This is a genomic window from Peribacillus frigoritolerans, assembly GCF_001636405.1.
GTDB classification, from domain to species: domain Bacteria; phylum Bacillota; class Bacilli; order Bacillales; family DSM-1321; genus Peribacillus; species Peribacillus frigoritolerans.
Genome location: NZ_KV440950.1, coordinates 1931296 through 1947443, shown reverse-complemented (window position 1 = coordinate 1947443; position 16148 = coordinate 1931296). Strand labels below are relative to the sequence as shown.

The 16148-nt window shown below is 45.3% G+C and carries 16 protein-coding genes; 2 read left to right on the top strand and 14 right to left on the bottom strand.

Translation table 11 applies throughout. From position 1 onward, the window contains the following. Positions 1-14: 14 nt before the first annotated feature. On the bottom strand, positions 15-671 hold the full coding sequence (locus tag A6755_RS09545; RefSeq protein WP_063592501.1) for a DUF421 domain-containing protein: 657 nt from the start codon (positions 669-671) through the stop codon (positions 15-17). A 193-nt stretch (positions 672-864) separates the two neighbouring features. Between A6755_RS09545 and A6755_RS09540 the strand changes: the two genes are divergently transcribed. After that, complete coding sequence (locus A6755_RS09540) at positions 865-1236, top strand: TIGR04086 family membrane protein (RefSeq protein ID WP_096337820.1); 372 nt, start codon at positions 865-867, stop codon at positions 1234-1236. 46 nt (positions 1237-1282) lie between these two features. Here the strand turns inward: A6755_RS09540 and yajC are convergent, their stop codons facing one another. The 10 genes from yajC to safA all read right to left on the bottom strand — a co-directional run bounded on the left by yajC (position 1283) and on the right by safA (position 11009). Next, the gene (yajC, locus tag A6755_RS09535; protein ID WP_034308805.1) at positions 1283-1567 is read right to left on the bottom strand and encodes a preprotein translocase subunit YajC; all 285 of its coding nucleotides are present in this window, start codon (positions 1565-1567) and stop codon (positions 1283-1285) included. A 43-nt stretch (positions 1568-1610) separates the two neighbouring features. Beyond that, complete coding sequence (gene tgt / locus A6755_RS09530; protein WP_034308807.1) at positions 1611-2750, bottom strand: tRNA guanosine(34) transglycosylase Tgt; 1140 nt, start codon at positions 2748-2750, stop codon at positions 1611-1613. A gap of 36 nt (positions 2751-2786) precedes the next feature. Next, positions 2787-3815, bottom strand: coding sequence for a tRNA preQ1(34) S-adenosylmethionine ribosyltransferase-isomerase QueA (gene queA / locus A6755_RS09525; protein ID WP_063575570.1), 1029 nt, complete (start codon positions 3813-3815; stop codon positions 2787-2789). A 38-nt stretch (positions 3816-3853) separates the two neighbouring features. Next, the gene (locus tag A6755_RS09520) at positions 3854-4060 is read right to left on the bottom strand and encodes a DUF2905 domain-containing protein (RefSeq protein ID WP_034308809.1); all 207 of its coding nucleotides are present in this window, start codon (positions 4058-4060) and stop codon (positions 3854-3856) included. Further along, entirely contained in the window at positions 4057-5055 is a 999-nt protein-coding gene (gene ruvB, locus A6755_RS09515; protein WP_034308811.1) for a Holliday junction branch migration DNA helicase RuvB, read from the bottom strand. The genes A6755_RS09520 and ruvB overlap by 4 nt, the downstream gene beginning before the upstream one ends. Positions 5056-5066: 11 nt before the next feature. Next, positions 5067-5681: a Holliday junction branch migration protein RuvA gene (ruvA, locus tag A6755_RS09510; RefSeq protein ID WP_057276624.1), complete on the bottom strand. Its 615-nt coding sequence runs from the start codon at positions 5679-5681 to the stop codon at positions 5067-5069. Between the two features lie 332 nt (positions 5682-6013). Then, a complete protein-coding gene (locus A6755_RS09505) occupies positions 6014-6523 on the bottom strand; it encodes a BofC C-terminal domain-containing protein (protein WP_373689759.1) in 510 nt (169 codons plus the stop codon). A 99-nt stretch (positions 6524-6622) separates the two neighbouring features. Further along, positions 6623-7222 (bottom strand): YhcN/YlaJ family sporulation lipoprotein, encoded by a 600-nt coding sequence (locus tag A6755_RS09500; RefSeq protein ID WP_063590520.1) that lies wholly within the window; start codon positions 7220-7222, stop codon positions 6623-6625. A 102-nt stretch (positions 7223-7324) separates the two neighbouring features. Beyond that, positions 7325-8272 (bottom strand): phosphotransferase, encoded by a 948-nt coding sequence (locus tag A6755_RS09495; protein ID WP_174878705.1) that lies wholly within the window; start codon positions 8270-8272, stop codon positions 7325-7327. After that, the gene (safA, locus tag A6755_RS09490) at positions 8262-11009 is read right to left on the bottom strand and encodes a SafA/ExsA family spore coat assembly protein (protein ID WP_063590518.1); all 2748 of its coding nucleotides are present in this window, start codon (positions 11007-11009) and stop codon (positions 8262-8264) included. The genes A6755_RS09495 and safA overlap by 11 nt, the downstream gene beginning before the upstream one ends. Positions 11010-11355: 346 nt before the next feature. Here safA and ypfJ point away from each other — a divergent pair, with 346 nt between their 5' ends. Continuing rightward, positions 11356-12201, top strand: coding sequence for a KPN_02809 family neutral zinc metallopeptidase (gene ypfJ / locus A6755_RS09485; protein ID WP_063590517.1), 846 nt, complete (start codon positions 11356-11358; stop codon positions 12199-12201). 391 nt (positions 12202-12592) lie between these two features. Here the strand turns inward: ypfJ and nadA are convergent, their stop codons facing one another. The 3 genes from nadA to nadB are packed head-to-tail and all read right to left on the bottom strand — an operon-like array spanning position 12593 to position 16111. Then, on the bottom strand, positions 12593-13699 hold the full coding sequence (gene nadA, locus A6755_RS09480; RefSeq protein ID WP_063590516.1) for a quinolinate synthase NadA: 1107 nt from the start codon (positions 13697-13699) through the stop codon (positions 12593-12595). Continuing rightward, the gene (gene nadC / locus A6755_RS09475) at positions 13696-14547 is read right to left on the bottom strand and encodes a carboxylating nicotinate-nucleotide diphosphorylase (protein ID WP_034308822.1); all 852 of its coding nucleotides are present in this window, start codon (positions 14545-14547) and stop codon (positions 13696-13698) included. The genes nadA and nadC overlap by 4 nt, the downstream gene beginning before the upstream one ends. Further along, the gene (gene nadB / locus A6755_RS09470; RefSeq protein WP_063590515.1) at positions 14528-16111 is read right to left on the bottom strand and encodes an L-aspartate oxidase; all 1584 of its coding nucleotides are present in this window, start codon (positions 16109-16111) and stop codon (positions 14528-14530) included. Before nadB ends, nadC begins: the two co-directional genes overlap by 20 nt. Between the last annotated feature and the right edge of the window lie 37 nt (positions 16112-16148).

Genomic DNA, 16148 nt, shown 5'->3' with positions numbered 1-16148 from the left:
TTCAAGGCTTCGGTTCATTTCTTCGTTTCATTTTTATCGATGTAAATTTGGCCATCTATGTACCCGCAAATCGAAATCTCTTTAACCTTCGTTTCTCCATGTTCTTTTAACTGATTCAGAAGCCAAAAATGGTTTTTCCCAATTTTATCAAGATTTTTTTCCTGTATCTCCCCATCGACAATCAGCGGGAATGGTACCTGACTTTCCGACCCTTCTTTGTCGCTTTTTTTAATCACCGAGAGCCTTCCTGAAGTCTCAAGGATGGCAAACTGCACTTCGTTTATATCAATAATTCCTTGTTCACGAAGTTGCGTCAATAAGTCATCAAAATTATATCGTTGTCTGCGCATCGCTTTTTCATCTATTTTCCCCTGATTAATGATGATTTGTGGCTTACCGTCCATGAAATTGCGTAATTTGACACTTTTCAATGAGGCAAATGCCAATGTGATTTGGAGGAACGCGAGAACAAACATCGGGATAGTCTGTCGGATAAACGGTCTTTCCAAATCTTCAAAGGATAGCACAGCAATGTCCCCTATCATGATGGATACCACTAAATCAAGAACGCTCAGTTCCCCAACTTCCCGCTTACCCATCATTCGAAAAAGGAACCAGATGACCAGATAGATTACCGCCGTTCGAAATATAATCCCTAGATAGATATCCAATTCAACAACACTTCCTTCATCCATAGCATGGCTTGGGAACTGAAAAATTACTCCATAATCTTTTCTAATTTTACGGGAAGCTTCTTAAACCTGGTCTAAAGGTTCGATATCGGGAATATGCTTGTACAAACACATAAACAGGCTATACGTATCAGCCTTTTAAAAAGGAGGAATACCCATCGAAACTAAAAAAATGAGTGTCGCCGTAATTTATGGCGTAGGCTCCATCTTTGCCATAGCGATGATTGCTAGTTTAATCGTTTCCATCCTTCTACGTTTTACTTCACTGACGGAATCATCCCTGACATACGTGGTCATGATCGTGTCCTTTTTATCGCTGTTCATTGGTGGATTCATATCAGGAGGCAAAGGGAAAAAGCAAGGATTATTCTTGGGCGGAAGCACTGGGCTGCTTTATCTGTTGGTCGTGTTCCTTTTTCAATATTTAGGTCACGATGCCCTTTTCACCATCAAGCAATGGATATACTATGGCTGTTTTGTGATTACGGCCATGATGGGTGGCGTTCTTGGGGTCAACATGAGTTCCGACTCACGTTCCGATTAAAAAAAGACAGCAAAAAACCGGGCACACGGCCCGGTTTTCGTTTGTTTTATAGGGATGTTTCTTTATTCGGTGCGCTTTCCGTAATTTCACGGATTGCTGCACGGTCAAAAGTCAGTTTTGTACCGTCTGGTGATTTAATGACGATTTGCTGTTCATCGATTGCATCGATTGTTCCGTGCATGCCGCCGATAGTAGCAACTTTATCACCTTTTTTCAAACTGCTTTGCATGTTTTGCGTAGCCTTTTGGCGTTTTTGCTGCGGACGGATCAATAAGAAATAGAACAATACGAACATTAAAATCAACGGAAGTATTTGTGTTAAAGAACCCATTTAAGTATATTCACTCCTTTCGTTCATTAAAATATTTATGGAATTAGAAGTTTCTCGCATTTGGTTCATTGAAACCATACTGCTCAAAAAACTCTTCCCTAAAGTCTCCAAGACGATCTTCTCGAATAGCTTGTCTGACCTGTTCCATCAAGTTTAACAGAAAATGAAGATTATGGTAAGTCGTAAGGCGAATTCCAAAGGTTTCTTCACATTTAATCAAGTGGCGGATGTATGCCCGGCTATAATTCTTGCAAACATGGCAATCGCAATTTTCATCGATTGGACCGAAATCGCGTGCATACTTCGCATTTTTCACAACCAGCCGCCCATTGCTCGTCATGAGCGTACCATTACGCGCGATTCGCGTCGGCAGTACACAGTCAAACATATCAACACCGCGGAGTGCACCATCGATCAATGAGTCCGGTGAACCGACACCCATAAGATAGCGCGGTTTGTCAGATGGCAGCAGCGGAGTTGTAAACTCAAGGACGCGGTTCATGATGTCCTTCGGTTCCCCTACGGATAGTCCTCCAATAGCATAACCCGGGAAGTCAAGGGAGACAAGGTCTTTTGCACTTTGTTTGCGAAGATTTTCAAACTCCCCGCCTTGAACGATTCCGAACAGCCCTTGGTCATTTGGACGCTCATGTGCATTCAAACAGCGTTCCGCCCAGCGCGATGTCCGTTCAACCGACTTCTTCATATATTCTTCAGTCGCCGGAAATGGCGGACATTCATCAAAGGCCATCATGATATCGGAGCCAAGCGCATTTTGTATTTCCATCGCTTTTTCCGGAGATAAAAATAATTTATCGCCATTCAGATGGTTCCTGAAATGCACACCCTCTTCTTCAATTTTGCGAAACTCGCTTAAACTGAAGACTTGAAAGCCGCCTGAGTCGGTCAAAATCGCGCGATCCCAGTTCATGAACTTATGCAATCCGCCAGCTTCCTTGATGATTTCATGCCCCGGACGCAGCCATAGGTGGTACGTATTGCTCAGGATGATTCCTGCCCCCATTTGTTTCAAATCTTCCGGGGACATCGTTTTGACAGTAGCCATCGTTCCAACCGGCATAAATGCCGGCGTTTCAAAAGAACCATGCGGCGTATGGACCCGGCCTAGCCGTGCACCTGTCTGTTTACATGTTTTGATTAACTCATATCGTATTGCAGTCAACGCAATAACTCCCTTCAAGAGCTTCTCACTCTTATATTACTTAATTAACATTGCATCTCCAAAACTAAAGAACCTGTATTTTTCTTCCACAGCCGTTTCATAGGCATGAAGGACATGCTCCCTGCCTGCAAGTGCAGAAATAAGCATGATTAAAGTCGATTTAGGCAAATGGAAGTTCGTTATCATCGCATCGATCCCTTTGAACTCATAACCAGGATAAATGAAGATGCTCGTCCAGCCATTCTCTTCCTTGAAAACCCCATCATTGCGGGACGCAATCGTTTCCAATGTCCTTGTGGAAGTAGTGCCGACCGTAATGATTTTCCCGCCTTTTTCCTTCACGTCATTCAGTAATCTGGCAGTGCCTTCCGTCATTTGATAAAATTCCGAATGCATTTCATGGCTGTCAATATCGTCGACACTTACCGGACGGAATGTACCAAGCCCGACATGCAGCGTGATGAAGGCGATGTGGACACCCATCCCTTTAAGTTTCTCAAGCAAATCCTCCGTAAAATGCAGGCCAGCGGTAGGTGCAGCTGCAGATCCCCTTTCCCGCGCATAAACGGTTTGATAGCGGTCCTGATCATCAAGTTGTTCCTTGATGTATGGAGGTAACGGCATTTCGCCCAGCTTCTCCAGTATTTCATAAAATATGCCATCATATTTAAATTCAAGGATACGGCCGCCATGCTCGAGTACACCTGTACAGACGGCACTCAGCTTACCATCGCCGAAAACGATCGTCGAGCCTTCCTTAATCCGCTTGGCCGGCTTCACAAGCGTTTCCCAGACATCATCATGCTCTTGCTTAAGCAGCAATACTTCGATCTTTGCACCTGTCCCTTCTTTACTGCCGTATAGTCGGGCCGGAAGCACTTTTGTATCATTCAACACCAGGCAATCTCCCGGTTTGATATATTCCGTGATATGGCTGAATACATCATGCTGGAGCTTACCGGTTTCTTTGTCCAGTACCATCAATCTACTTGCTTCCCTATCCTCCAAAGGAACTTGGGCAATCAGTTCCTCCGGTAAATGAAAATCAAACATATCCAATTTCATCTGTTCCACTTCCTTACGTGTCTATCAAGCTGTAATCATTATTTAAAACGGCCGATCAAATAAAAAATCGCGGACAACACAACACTGACGATGATTGATGTAACGATAGGAAAGTAAAAAGTCGTATTCCCCTTTTTCAGAAAAATATCTCCCGGCAGCCTGCCGAGATGGATATATTTCATCGCGAAACCAATCACGAAAATAATCACACCCAGAATCATGACCATCTTTGGTATATTCATCATTCAGGCATCTCCATGCCGAAATGCTCATAAACAAGCTGTGTTGCCATCCGGCCTCTTGGGGTGCGCTGAAGAAAACCGACTTGCAACAGGTATGGTTCATACACATCTTCGATCGTATGTGCCTCTTCGCCAATCGTTGCCGCAATCGTTTCCAAGCCCACGGGCCCGCCACGGAATTTTTCAATGATCCCTTTAAGTAATTTATGGTCAATATGATCAAGTCCTAAACGGTCGACCTGCATTAATTCAAGCGCATAATCGGCAAGCTCCGCCGTTATCGTCCCATCACCGCGTACCTGGGCGAAATCCCTGACCCTCCGTAAAAGCCGATTGGCTATTCTTGGTGTGCCCCTTGACCTTCTTGCAAGCTCTGCCGCTGCTTGATCGTCCATTTCCGTATCCATGATTCTTGCTGTACGGATGATGATATCAGTCAAATGGTTTTCGGTATAATATTCAAGACGGCTCAATACGCCAAAACGGTCCCTGAGCGGTGCAGACAGCGAGCCTGCCCGTGTCGTGGCCCCTACAAGGGTGAACGGCGGCAAGTCGATCCGGATCGAACGGGCTTCCGGCCCCTTACCGACCACAATATCCAGACAGAAGTCCTCCATAGCCGGATATAACACTTCCTCAACAACACGAGGGAGACGGTGAATCTCATCAATGAACAATACATCACCTGGTTCAAGTGCACTCAAAATGGCCGCCAGATCTCCCGGCCGCTCAATGGCGGGACCGGAAGTCGTGCGGATATTCACACCCATTTCGTTGGCGATGATGACGGCAAGCGTCGTCTTGCCAAGACCAGGCGGTCCATATAAAAGTACATGATCGAGCGTTTCTTCACGCATCCTTGCCGCCTCGATGTATACACTCAAATTCGCTTTCACTTTATCCTGTCCGATATATTGCTTTAAGTTTTGCGGCCGCAGGCTTTGTTCAAAGGACAGTTCGTTCAGATCGGCTTCCTGATTGAATATTCTCTCCTCCATTGCGCCACTCCTTATCTTAACATCATTTGCAATGCTTTCTTAATATATTGCTCGGTCGTCATATCTTCAGCCTGCAATTTCTTGGCTACCTTTTGGACTTCCTTTTCAGAATAACCAAGAGCCTTCAATGCAAGAATTGCTTCATCCAATTCCTCCGTATAACCATTTGGACTGATTGCAGCCGTGACGCCTTCGTTAAACAAGCTTGGAAACGCATCCGGTATAATGTTCTCCAGTTTCCCTTTTAAGTCGAGAATCATTTGCCGTGCCGTTTTCTTTCCGACTCCCGGGAATTTCACCAAAAATGATTCATCTTCATTTTCGATCGCCTGTACCACCTGATCAACCTGGCCTGATGCCAATATGGCTAGGGCACCCTTCGGCCCGATTCCGGTTACATTCAATAATTTTGTGAATAATGCCTTTTCTTGACGAGTCTGAAATCCGTATAATGCCACCATATCCTCACGAACATAATGATACAGGAAAACTTGGATTTCTTTCTGGTATTGAGCGGAAAAAATAAAAGGATTCGGCGTCATCACTTGATATCCGATCCCCCCATTTTCCACAACTATGTATTCAGGTCCGATATAATCGACCTTGCCTTTTATATAATCATACAAATTAATTCTCTCCCTGATTTTGCTGTACCTCTCATTTTATCATAAAAAGGGGGTGTTGTTCATTAAAAGTTATTTCATAATCGGCAAAGTCTATTCACGAGGAATTCCGGGTGTCACCTCACTGCTTAAAATAAAGTTGATTGAAACAGGCGTGCAAGACTAGCGTCCAAGGGAGACCCGACAGGCGCAAAAACACAAAGGGTGGACCGCCCGCGGAAAGCGAGTGCCCGCAATGGAAATCAACGGTAATGGTAAACACCAAAAAAACTGTAGACAACTCTCCATCATTATCGAGTTAGTCTACAGTCTGAAGGGTGGGATATCATCCCACCCTAGTTTACCGAATATGGCTCATATTCTTTAATGAGCTGTTTATATTGGTCTTTATTCATGATCGGAATCCCTTTTTGCAGTTCCTCCTGCTTGTATGCTTCAAGTTTACCAACGTCTATTTGGTAGAATGTATGAATGATCTTGGCGTGCTCAGGCCTGCCGATAAAAATGGATAATGTACCATCTTCCCTCATCCCAAGGTAACCATTCGCTTTTAACAGCGGAGATATGTCATTCTCAATTTTCTTCATGACAATCTGCTCTTCATTTTGATCGACTACTTGCCATCCTTCATATTTTGCCCAAAAGTCCTCCATCGACCAAATTGTTTCTGTCAATTTCTCTTCACTTAACTCGCCATCCAAATACATACGCTGAAGAATGACCTTCCTTTCAATTGGATCATTTTCCTTTTGAACGGTTTCTTCCGCAAAAACGGTTAAGCAAAATGGCAATATGAAAAGTGCCATGAAAAATTGGATTCTAAGTTGATTAAACAATATACTCACCTCTTAAGGCGTTTACTTTTTATGTAGTTTGACCTAAATAAGGATTATTAACCTGAAAAAATCAAAAAGAGCTGACTCCAAGTCGGGTCAGCCCACAAATTATTTTAAGTGATTTTCGTGGATGTTAAGGTTATCGAACATGTCATTGGCATCCAAAATGATCATTTCCCTCGTATCTCCATCCCGAAGATTGTTATCAAGTGTCATCGTCCTGAAATAGACACCTTCATCGGTGGTTACATATAGGGTACGGCCATTGGTAAGCGGTCCGATCTCCTTCTTGATTCTCTGTTTAACATCATTTGCTTGGCTGTAGTCATCAAGCAGCAAGGCTACCAGCATTTCATCTTGCATGATGATTGTCCTGGCATCGCTAACCTGCTCCACTTTATTGGCGACACCATTTACTCTGTCGGCTAAAGTGCCTTCATAAGAATTATAATAAGATGATTTTGCCTTTAGCGGCTTACTTTCATGTCCATGGTAGTTACGGTCACTCTTACTGTACGCATCATCTTTATTGTATAAACCATGCACCATATTCTCATAATTGATGTTTCGCACCAATGCATCTTTTTCATGGTACCCTGTATCATTCGTGATATTTTCATTTTCCGCTGTATCATTATTAGCACATCCAACCAAACTGACGGCGGCCAATACCGTACAAAGCGGCTGTGCCCATTTTATTTTCTGCACCAATAACCCTCCCATTGCAATAGAATGAGCTATATTCCGCTCATAATTAGCATGGGTGTCGAACGGGAAATGTACTCTGTAAGATACGGCCAAAATCCCGTTTTAATTCCTATTAAGGGAAGAAATCCTTTTCGCCAATTTTTCATTCATCTCCATCCGCTCCGAATAACCTTCCACTGTCATTTTCCAGACCGAATGAAGCTGGGAAGAACTTTTATTAAGACGATTCCATTCACGGAAGATATCGGTAGGGTAAGTTAAAGCATATAAAAAGGCCAGGTCTGACTGATACCTTTGCAATTGCGGCACTTCCCACAGCTCGTTGGCCGCATCTTCCAAATGGGGCGAAATTCGATTTGCGTACTGTAAATAATCAATGCACCTCGGGGCATTTGCCATTAAGTCAAAATCGATTAAAGTCAAAATACCGTCCGCTCTCCGCAAGAAATTATGGTGGGCACAATCACCATGAATGATGACTTTCTTTTCCTTATCCCATAAAGACTGATATTTATCAAACCCCTCTAGCGACCATTCCCCCCATCTAATCCATTCCTTGATTATATCTTCGGAAACATATTGGCGAACATAAGAAAAGTTCTTTTTAAAAAGTGATAAGCGTTCTTTCCACTTTTTTGATTGATTGAACACAGGCGCGTTAATGGAGAGATTTTCCGACACATCATGGAAGCTTTCCAGTAACTGAATGCCTTCTAAGCGGTCCTTATCATTGGAAAACCTGAATTTTTTCTTGTTCGGCGGAAAATAGTCCATACTGCCATACCACTTCCCTTTAAATTGAAAGGGCATTAAATTCTGATGAATATAATACGTTTGATGAAATCCCTTTTGTTTTAATAAAGAAGTCAGTTCTCTTTGTCGATCCCATTTTTCAAAACTGTCAAACCCTTTAAGGATCATTGAATGACCTTTTTCAAAACTTATTAAATAGACACTGCTTTGGATATGGTGGACATTCTTTGGCTTACGATTTAAATAAGAGAGGAGACGAGTGTTAAAAACACTGTCTCCTTGATGATTAGTAGTCATCGCTTTCATCTACATATGTCGGTATCCCAAATGTTTCAGGTGCACGCACGCCCCCGAATTGGCCTGGCTGGCCTCCCATTTGTCCAGGTAACATAGCTTCAGGTTGCCCCCCAAGCTGTCCGCGCATCATGTCCGGCTGACCGCCAAATTGTCCCGGCATCATCCCTGGTTGACCTCCGTTCTGGCCGCCCATCATCCACGGCTGGCCTCCATTTTGGCCGCCCATCATTCCTGGCTGAGCTCCGTTTTGGCCGCCCATCATCCACGGCTGGCCTCCATATTGGCCGCCCATCATTCCTGGCTGACCTCCGTTTGGACCGCCCATCATCCACGGCTGGCCGCCATTTTGGCTGCCCATCATTCCTGGTTGTCCTCCGTTTTGACCACCCATCATCATGCCTGGCTGACCTCCGTTTTGTCCGCCCATCATCCCCGGCTGGCCTCCATTTTGGCCGCCCATCCTTCCTGGCTGTCCTCCGTTTTGACCGCCCATCATCCACGGCTGGCCTCCATTTTGGCTGCCCATCATTCCTGGTTGACCTCCGTTTTGACCACCCATCATCATGCCTTGCTGACCTCCGTTTTGACCGCCCATCATCCACGGCTGGCCTCCATTTTGGCTGCCCATCATTCCTGGTTGACCTCCGTTTTGGCCGCCCATCATCCACGGCTGGCCTCCGTTTTGGCCGTCCATCATCATGCCTGGTGGCTGACCTCCGTTTTGACCGCCCATCATCCACGGCTGGCCTCCGTTTTGGCCGCCCATCATCATGCCTGGTGCCTGACCTCCGTTTTGGCCACCCATCATCATGCCTGGCTGGCCTCCGTTTTGGCTGCCCACCATCCCTGGAGGACCTCCTATTTGCATCTCCTTTATGCCTGGCTGGCCTCCGTTTTGACCGCCCATCATCATGTCCGGCTGGCCTCCGTTTTGACCGCCCATCATCATGTCCGGCTGACCTCCGTTTTGGCCGCCCATCATCATGTCCGGCTGACCTCCGTTTTGGCCGCCCATCAACATGTCCGGCTGACCTCCGTTTTGGCCGCCCATCATCATGCCTGGTGCCTGACCTCCGTTTTGGCCGCCCATCATCATGCCTGGTGCCTGACCTCCGTTCTGGCCGCCCATCATCATGCCTGGTGGCTGCCCTCCGTTTTGGCCGCCCATCAACATGTCCGGCTGACCTCCGTTTTGGCTGCCCATCCTCATGCCTGGTGCCTGACCTCCGTTCTGGCCGCCCATCATCATGCCTGGTGCCTGATCTCCGTTTTGGCCGCCCATCATCCCGGGTGCCTGACCTCCGTTTTGGCCGCCCATCATCATGCCTGGTGCCTGACCTCCGTTTTGGCCGCCCATCATCATGAATCCATCTGATTCTTCTGACTCATCATCAAATTGATATTGCATATCCATTCCCATCTGAGACTCGTTAGGTGACATCCCTGGGTATGGGGCCTGTTGATGTGATTGAACGGATTGATATTGGTGATAATCCGGATGGTTATGTGCATTGGCATCCATCCCTTGGTTCCCTTGATACTGTCCCTTCACTCCCGGACCATAAGTTCCAAGTAGCCCCTTATTACAGCCGCAATCTTCCTCTTCCTCACCGGCAGTCTGTGAAAACTGAGGGAAGTTTTGATTGTAGGAAGGTGATTCACCTGGTGACTCATAATCTTGTTGCATATATGAACCTGCTTGAGGTTGTTGATTCATCCCTCCATAATAATGGTGCGGAACCGGTGCGGAGGCTTGATATGGATAATATTGCTGGCTTGGTGCATTCATGCTCGCCCCTTGGACAAATCCATGATCCATCATTTCCATGTCAGGAGATTCTCCCCAAATATCAGAGCTCTCTTCCATCATTTGATAACCATGCATTTCCGGAGCCCCCTGATACCCTTGAACGCCTTGGTATGGGGCTTGCATGCCTTGCATGTGCATATGTGCCCACGGTGGCGGTTGAATGCAATAGCCGCTTCCAGGCAAGATTGGCGTTACTGGAATACAATCATCCACCGGCTCATCCTGAGCTGACTGTACAGCTGGCTTTTTCTTCTTCTTTTTAGTGACTGCAGGCTCTTCTTTTTTCTTTGGTAAAGGCGGTGGTGCAGGAGGCTTTTGCACACTCATATTAGTCATGTTGACCATATAATAATTATTGACATCGATCTCCGGAATTACCGGCATAGGCACCGGCATTTCTTTTGGAACGACTTTTTGCTTTTCTTTAATGATAGGCTTTGGCTGAATGATTTGCTGCTCTTTTTTTGGTTTTTGAACGATTGGTTGCTCTTTTACAGGCTGTTGAAATTTCGGTTGCTCTTTAACGGGCTGTTGAAATTTTGGCTGTTCTTTCACCGGTTGTTGAAATTTCGGCTGTTCTTTTACCGGTTGTTGAAATTTTGGCTGCTCTTTTACGGGCTGTTGAAATTTCGGCTGTTCTTTTACAGCCGGCTTTTGCATGATTTGCTGCTCTTTCATTGGTGCTTGCTGAGGCTGATACGGTTGAATTTGGGATTCTTTCATTCCCGGCTGAATATTCACGTTTGGTTTACCCGTTTCTTTTATTACAGCTCCGGATGTCCCTGGAATTTTAATTTTCATTCCGGGCATCATCATGTCCGGGTTGCTCAATTGCGCGTTAACTTTTTTAAGTTCTTCAAAACTGACGCCGTATTTTTTGGCGAGTTTCCAAAGTGTATCGCCTTTTTGGACTATATGAATTTTCACGCTGTTAACCCCTCCTGTGCATATGTCCATATATTCTATGAAGCAGTGGGTGAAATGCTATTATTTTTATCATGAAAACTTATGCGTGAAAAATGACTTTTATGATTGGTTCAATGATTTAGGGACATGGAAGCTACTTTTTTGGAGAAGAAATAAATGATATGACATCTTAAAAAAGGAGATTCCATTGCATTCATCCTAGAGAGGAGGCAATGGTTTTTTAGTTATGTTCTGAAATGCTTCTTTCAAGCTTCTGTCTAAACTTAGGGAAATACGGGTATAAGAAAGTAAATGGCCTAAGGCTTTGTCTTCAGGTACTTATCTTACATTCCTAGGGGGAATAATAATGAAATGGAAAGGTAGACAGGGCAGCTCGAATGTCGAGGACAAAAGAGGGATGACCGGAAAAGGCATGGCAGGAATCGGCGGTGGGGTCGGATTGGTAATTGTCTTGATCGTGACGCTCCTTGGCGGTAATCCAAGTGATTTGCTGGGCAGCTTGAATTCTACTGAACCGAACAATGGCAGCTCTTATGTCGAAACGGATGAAGAGAAGGAGCTTGCGCAGTTCGTATCTGTCGTCCTTGCAGAAACGGAACAGGTCTGGACAAAAGAATTCCGTAAAAATGGACTGGAATATAGGGAACCTACACTTGTCATGTATTCAGGCAGTGTCGAATCGGCATGCGGGATGGCAGCTTCTTCGGTAGGGCCATTTTATTGTCCTGGTGACATGAAACTATATATTGATCTAAGCTTTTATCAAGAGTTGAAGCGAGAATTCCAGGCACCCGGGGATTTCGCCATGGCCTATGTCATTGCCCACGAGGTCGGACATCATGTTCAGACACTTTTAGGGACAACGGAGAAGGAAATGCCCGATCGGTCAAAGGTCAGCGAGACTGAATATAATAGGTATTCTGTCCGTCTTGAATTACAGGCCGATTATTTGGCTGGAGTTTGGGCACATCATGTCCAAGGAGAGAATTTGCTTGAAGAAGGCGATCTTGAGGAAGCCTTGAATGCAGCAAGTGGTGTGGGAGATGATCGTATCCAAAAAAAGGCACAGGGGTACGTGGTTCCGGACAGCTTCACGCACGGTACATCCGAACAGAGAAAACGGTGGTTCAATAAAGGATTTAAATCCGGTGATATGAATGAAGGCAATACTTTTAAAGCGAATAACCTTTAAAAGTTCTACTTGTTTCAAAACATAAAAAAAGGGGGAGTTTATCCCCCTTTCAGACTGAGACAAATTCGAAGAAAAGCGAGTTTGTCTCCTTTTTTATGGTGAAAATTATATTCGATTTCAGAAATCCGCTCCCTTTCCGCCGACTGTCTGCCAAGCCTCCTCGACGCAAGTGCCTCGGCTATCCAGTTATTCGGCAGGAGAGTCGCAAACCTGTGAGTTTCAGCTAAAACAGTAACAATACACGTGGATTACTGTCTTGTTTTAAAATCATGGCAATAATCCCATGATAAAATTGCATTCGGGATAAGACCATTCAATCCTCATTAGGCCGACTGACCGAACGGGTGTTCTACCCCTCTTTTTCTCATGATTCAAAGTCTTTTGCACTGACTCAAACGCGCTCCAGCATTCTGTTTAATGCCAGGATGGCATTATCAGCAATGTTCTTCTCCACTTTTATCGGATTGATGATGATACCTTCTTCAATGGCTTCAAGCGCCCATAGCAGGTGAGGCAGATCAATCCGGTTCATTGTAAGACACGGACACATATTCGGATTTAATGAGATGATGTTCTTGTCAGGATTATTGGCGATAAGACGCTTGACAAGGTTCATTTCCGTGCCTATTGCCCAAGAACTACCTGGTTCGGCTTTTTCAATCATGTTTATGATGTACGATGTCGAACCCGCGTAATCAGACAGGGCGACTACCTCACGGCGGCATTCGGGATGAACGATGATATTCATTTCAGGCTGCTCCGCTCTAAGCGTTTCAATATTCGCCGTAGTGAAATTTTCATGGACTGAACAATGTCCTTTCCAAAGAAGTACCTTCAGATCTTCCAGTTCCCCTTCATAGATCAATTCATCCTTATGCGGGTCCCAGACAGCCATTTCATTCAATGGGATTCCAAGGTCAAAGGCGGTATTCCTCCCAAGATGCTGATCGGGAAGAAAAAGGATTCTTTCTTTTTGCGAGAGGGCCCACGAGACCATCCCTTGTGCATTGGAAGACGTCACCGTCGCCCCGCCATTTTTCCCTACAAAAGCTTTGATGGCCGCAGTTGAATTCACATAAGTTAGCGGAAGGATCGTATCGCCAAAAAGATCCTGAAGCTTTGTCCACGCCCGTTCCGTTTGTTCAATATCGGCCATATCCGCCATGGAGCAGCCTGCACGCATATCAGGAAGGATAACCGTCTGCCCTTCTTCCGTCAAAATATCCGCTGTTTCAGCCATGAAATGCACGCCGCAAAACACGATATAATCCGCTTCACGATTTTGCGCGGAAAGCTGTGCCAATTGAAGTGAATCCCCCGTTGAATCCGAAAATTGAATGACTTCCTCCCGTTGATAATGATGACCTGGGATATAAAGACGGGTCCCCAGTCGTTTCTTGATGTCATGGACCCGATTCTCCATCTCTTCCTTTGTCATCGTTTTATACTTTTCAGGCAATGTATTTCCTGCTGTTTTAGCCATCTCCAATATGTTCATTTCAATATCCCCTCCTGCTCTTTGACCTTTGCGCTGATATCAAGTGCCCTGACACTGTGCGTCAAGCTGCCCAACGAAATATAATCTACCCCTGTTTCCCGATATGAGGCTAGATTGTCTAAATGGATTCCTCCAGAAGCTTCAGTAATGATGTGGGCGGGAACCAATTTGATCAGTTGCTTGATTTCTTCGGGGCTCCGGTTATCGAACATGATGATATCTGCACCGGCTTCCACTGCTTCAAGCACCTGCTGCGGTGATTCCGTTTCCACTTCCACTTTAGTGGTATGTCCCAGTTTGGATTTTACCGTTTGAACCGCTTTCGTTATGGACCCAGCGAAAGAAATATGGTTGTCCTTTATCATGACTGCATCATACAGACCATATCGGTGATTGAATGCCCCGCCGGAACGGACCGCATATTTTTCCAGCATCCGCAGGCCCGGTGTGGTTTTTCTCGTATCACAAGCTCTCGTCTTCGTCCCCGCTAATATCATGGCAGCTTTTTGAGCCTGTGTCGCAATTCCGGACATACGCTGCACCAAATTCAAAACGACCCGTTCCCCTTTTAAAAGGGAGGCCATATCGCCGGTCATTTTTGCAAGCTGCTGTCCTTCTTCGAAAACTTCGCCATCTTGAACAAAAAGGAAAACCTCGATTTGCTCATCCAGCAATGCAAATCCCGTCTTGATGACGTCCCCTCCACTGAAGACCCCGCCTTCTTTTGCGATGAATGTCAAAGTACCCTGTTCACCTTGATCAAAAATCGTATCACTCGTTACATCGCATTCCCCTATATCTTCCATTAAAAATTGTTGCAGCATCTGCTTAAGCTTCAATATATTCATATAGTCGTCTCCCTTTCACTCGGTTTTTTACATCCGTGCAAGCAAGGCTAACCGAATTTTCAAGCCATTGGGTGTCATCTTCGTTAGGATAGTCACTGCGGAAATGACCGCCCCTGCTTTCGGTTCTGGTCAATGCGGATTCGGCAATCAGCCACGCCACGATGATGGCATTGATTTTCGTTATTTCCTGTATCGGTAATGCCGTCACTTCCATTTGCAGCAATTTTTCGATATTAAATGTCTCAAGATAATCCTTCAGTCGAGTTAAACCCGCTTCATTTCGAATGATTCCCGCTTCGTTCATTAATTTTTCCTGCAATGTCGTGAGTTCAGGTAGAAAGGAAATTTGACTGGAACTCTTGGACTGCTCTTTTTCTTGCGGTATCGACCTTGCCGGCACTTTAGCAAGGAAACGGCCAAGCGTATTTCCAAAAACCAATCCTTCGAGAAGGGAGTTGCTTGCCAATCGGTTTGCACCATGTACACCAGTGCATGCCACTTCACCAACTGCATACAAAGAGGGTACAGAGGTTTGCCCCGATTCATCCACATCAATCCCTCCCATTAGAAAATGGTTTCCAGGTGCAACCGGGATTTTCCCCAATTGAAGGTCCAGCCCGCTTTTTTCGCATAATGAGCTCACTGTCGGAAAACGATTTTTAAAATCCTTGATCATCGAAATATCCAAAAATACCTTTTCACCGCGCTGCAAATAAGAAAAAATCGTCTGTGCAACAATATGCCTTGGTGCTAGATCCTTCAAGCTATGGACATCCTCCATGATCGGCTTTCCCATTTCCGTCACTAATCTCGCACCATCCCCGCGAACCGCTTCTGAAACCAGCCCTTTCACTTTGCCATTCACAAAAAGCAGGGTCGGATGGAATTGTATGAATTCCATGTCACGCACTTTTGCACCGGCCTTGAATGCAAGTGCGATCCCATCACCTGAAACCGTTTGTGAATTTGAAGTGAAATGGTATAGGGAACCACAGCCGCCTGTTGCCAAAACCGTCCGTTCCGCGTGATAGGCAACAAGTTCCCCTGCCTTATCAAGTGTTTTGACGCCTATGCAAGAATCATCTTTCCCGATGATCAACTCCACTGCAGCAACATTCTCCATCACAGTAACCGATGATTTTTTCAAGCAGCCTATAAGATGTTCCATCATGTACTTTCCGGTAGCATCCCCGTGACTATGGAGGATTCTTCGTTCACTGTGGGCCCCCTCCATGCCAAGCAATAAAATTCCGTCATCATCTCGGTCAAATCGCATACCCGAAGCAATAAGTTCAGCTATAACCGAAGGTGCCTCTTCAACGAGTTTTTCCACTGCCTTCACCTTGTTATATCGCTGACCAGCCGCCAGCGTATCTTTTTTATGAAAGGATACTCGATCACGATCAGATATTGCAGCAGCAATCCCGCCCTGGGCTAAATAAGAATTACCATGACGGATATTTGATTTTGTGATGAGTATCACATGCTTATGTTCACTTGCTTCCAATGCCGTTTTCAAGGCAGCAATCCCACTGCCTATCACGATGATATCCGCTTTTACCATTATTTCATTCCTCCTGTTTATGACAGGTGTCTTGACA

Coding starts and splice junctions, on each gene's coding strand:
- A6755_RS09540 (WP_096337820.1), top strand. CDS start 865: ATGAGTGTCGCCGTAATTTATGGCGTAGGCTCCATCTTTGCCATAGCG.
- yajC (WP_034308805.1), bottom strand. CDS start 1,567: ATGGGTTCTTTAACACAAATACTTCCGTTGATTTTAATGTTCGTATTG.
- queA (WP_063575570.1), bottom strand. CDS start 3,815: ATGAAATTGGATATGTTTGATTTTCATTTACCGGAGGAACTGATTGCC.
- A6755_RS09520 (WP_034308809.1), bottom strand. CDS start 4,060: ATGATGAATATACCAAAGATGGTCATGATTCTGGGTGTGATTATTTTC.
- ruvB (WP_034308811.1), bottom strand. CDS start 5,055: ATGGAGGAGAGAATATTCAATCAGGAAGCCGATCTGAACGAACTGTCC.
- A6755_RS09495 (WP_174878705.1), bottom strand. CDS start 8,272: ATGACTACTAATCATCAAGGAGACAGTGTTTTTAACACTCGTCTCCTC.
- ypfJ (WP_063590517.1), top strand. CDS start 11,356: ATGAAATGGAAAGGTAGACAGGGCAGCTCGAATGTCGAGGACAAAAGA.
- nadA (WP_063590516.1), bottom strand. CDS start 13,699: ATGAACATATTGGAGATGGCTAAAACAGCAGGAAATACATTGCCTGAA.
- nadC (WP_034308822.1), bottom strand. CDS start 14,547: ATGAATATATTGAAGCTTAAGCAGATGCTGCAACAATTTTTAATGGAA.
- nadB (WP_063590515.1), bottom strand. CDS start 16,111: ATGGTAAAAGCGGATATCATCGTGATAGGCAGTGGGATTGCTGCCTTG.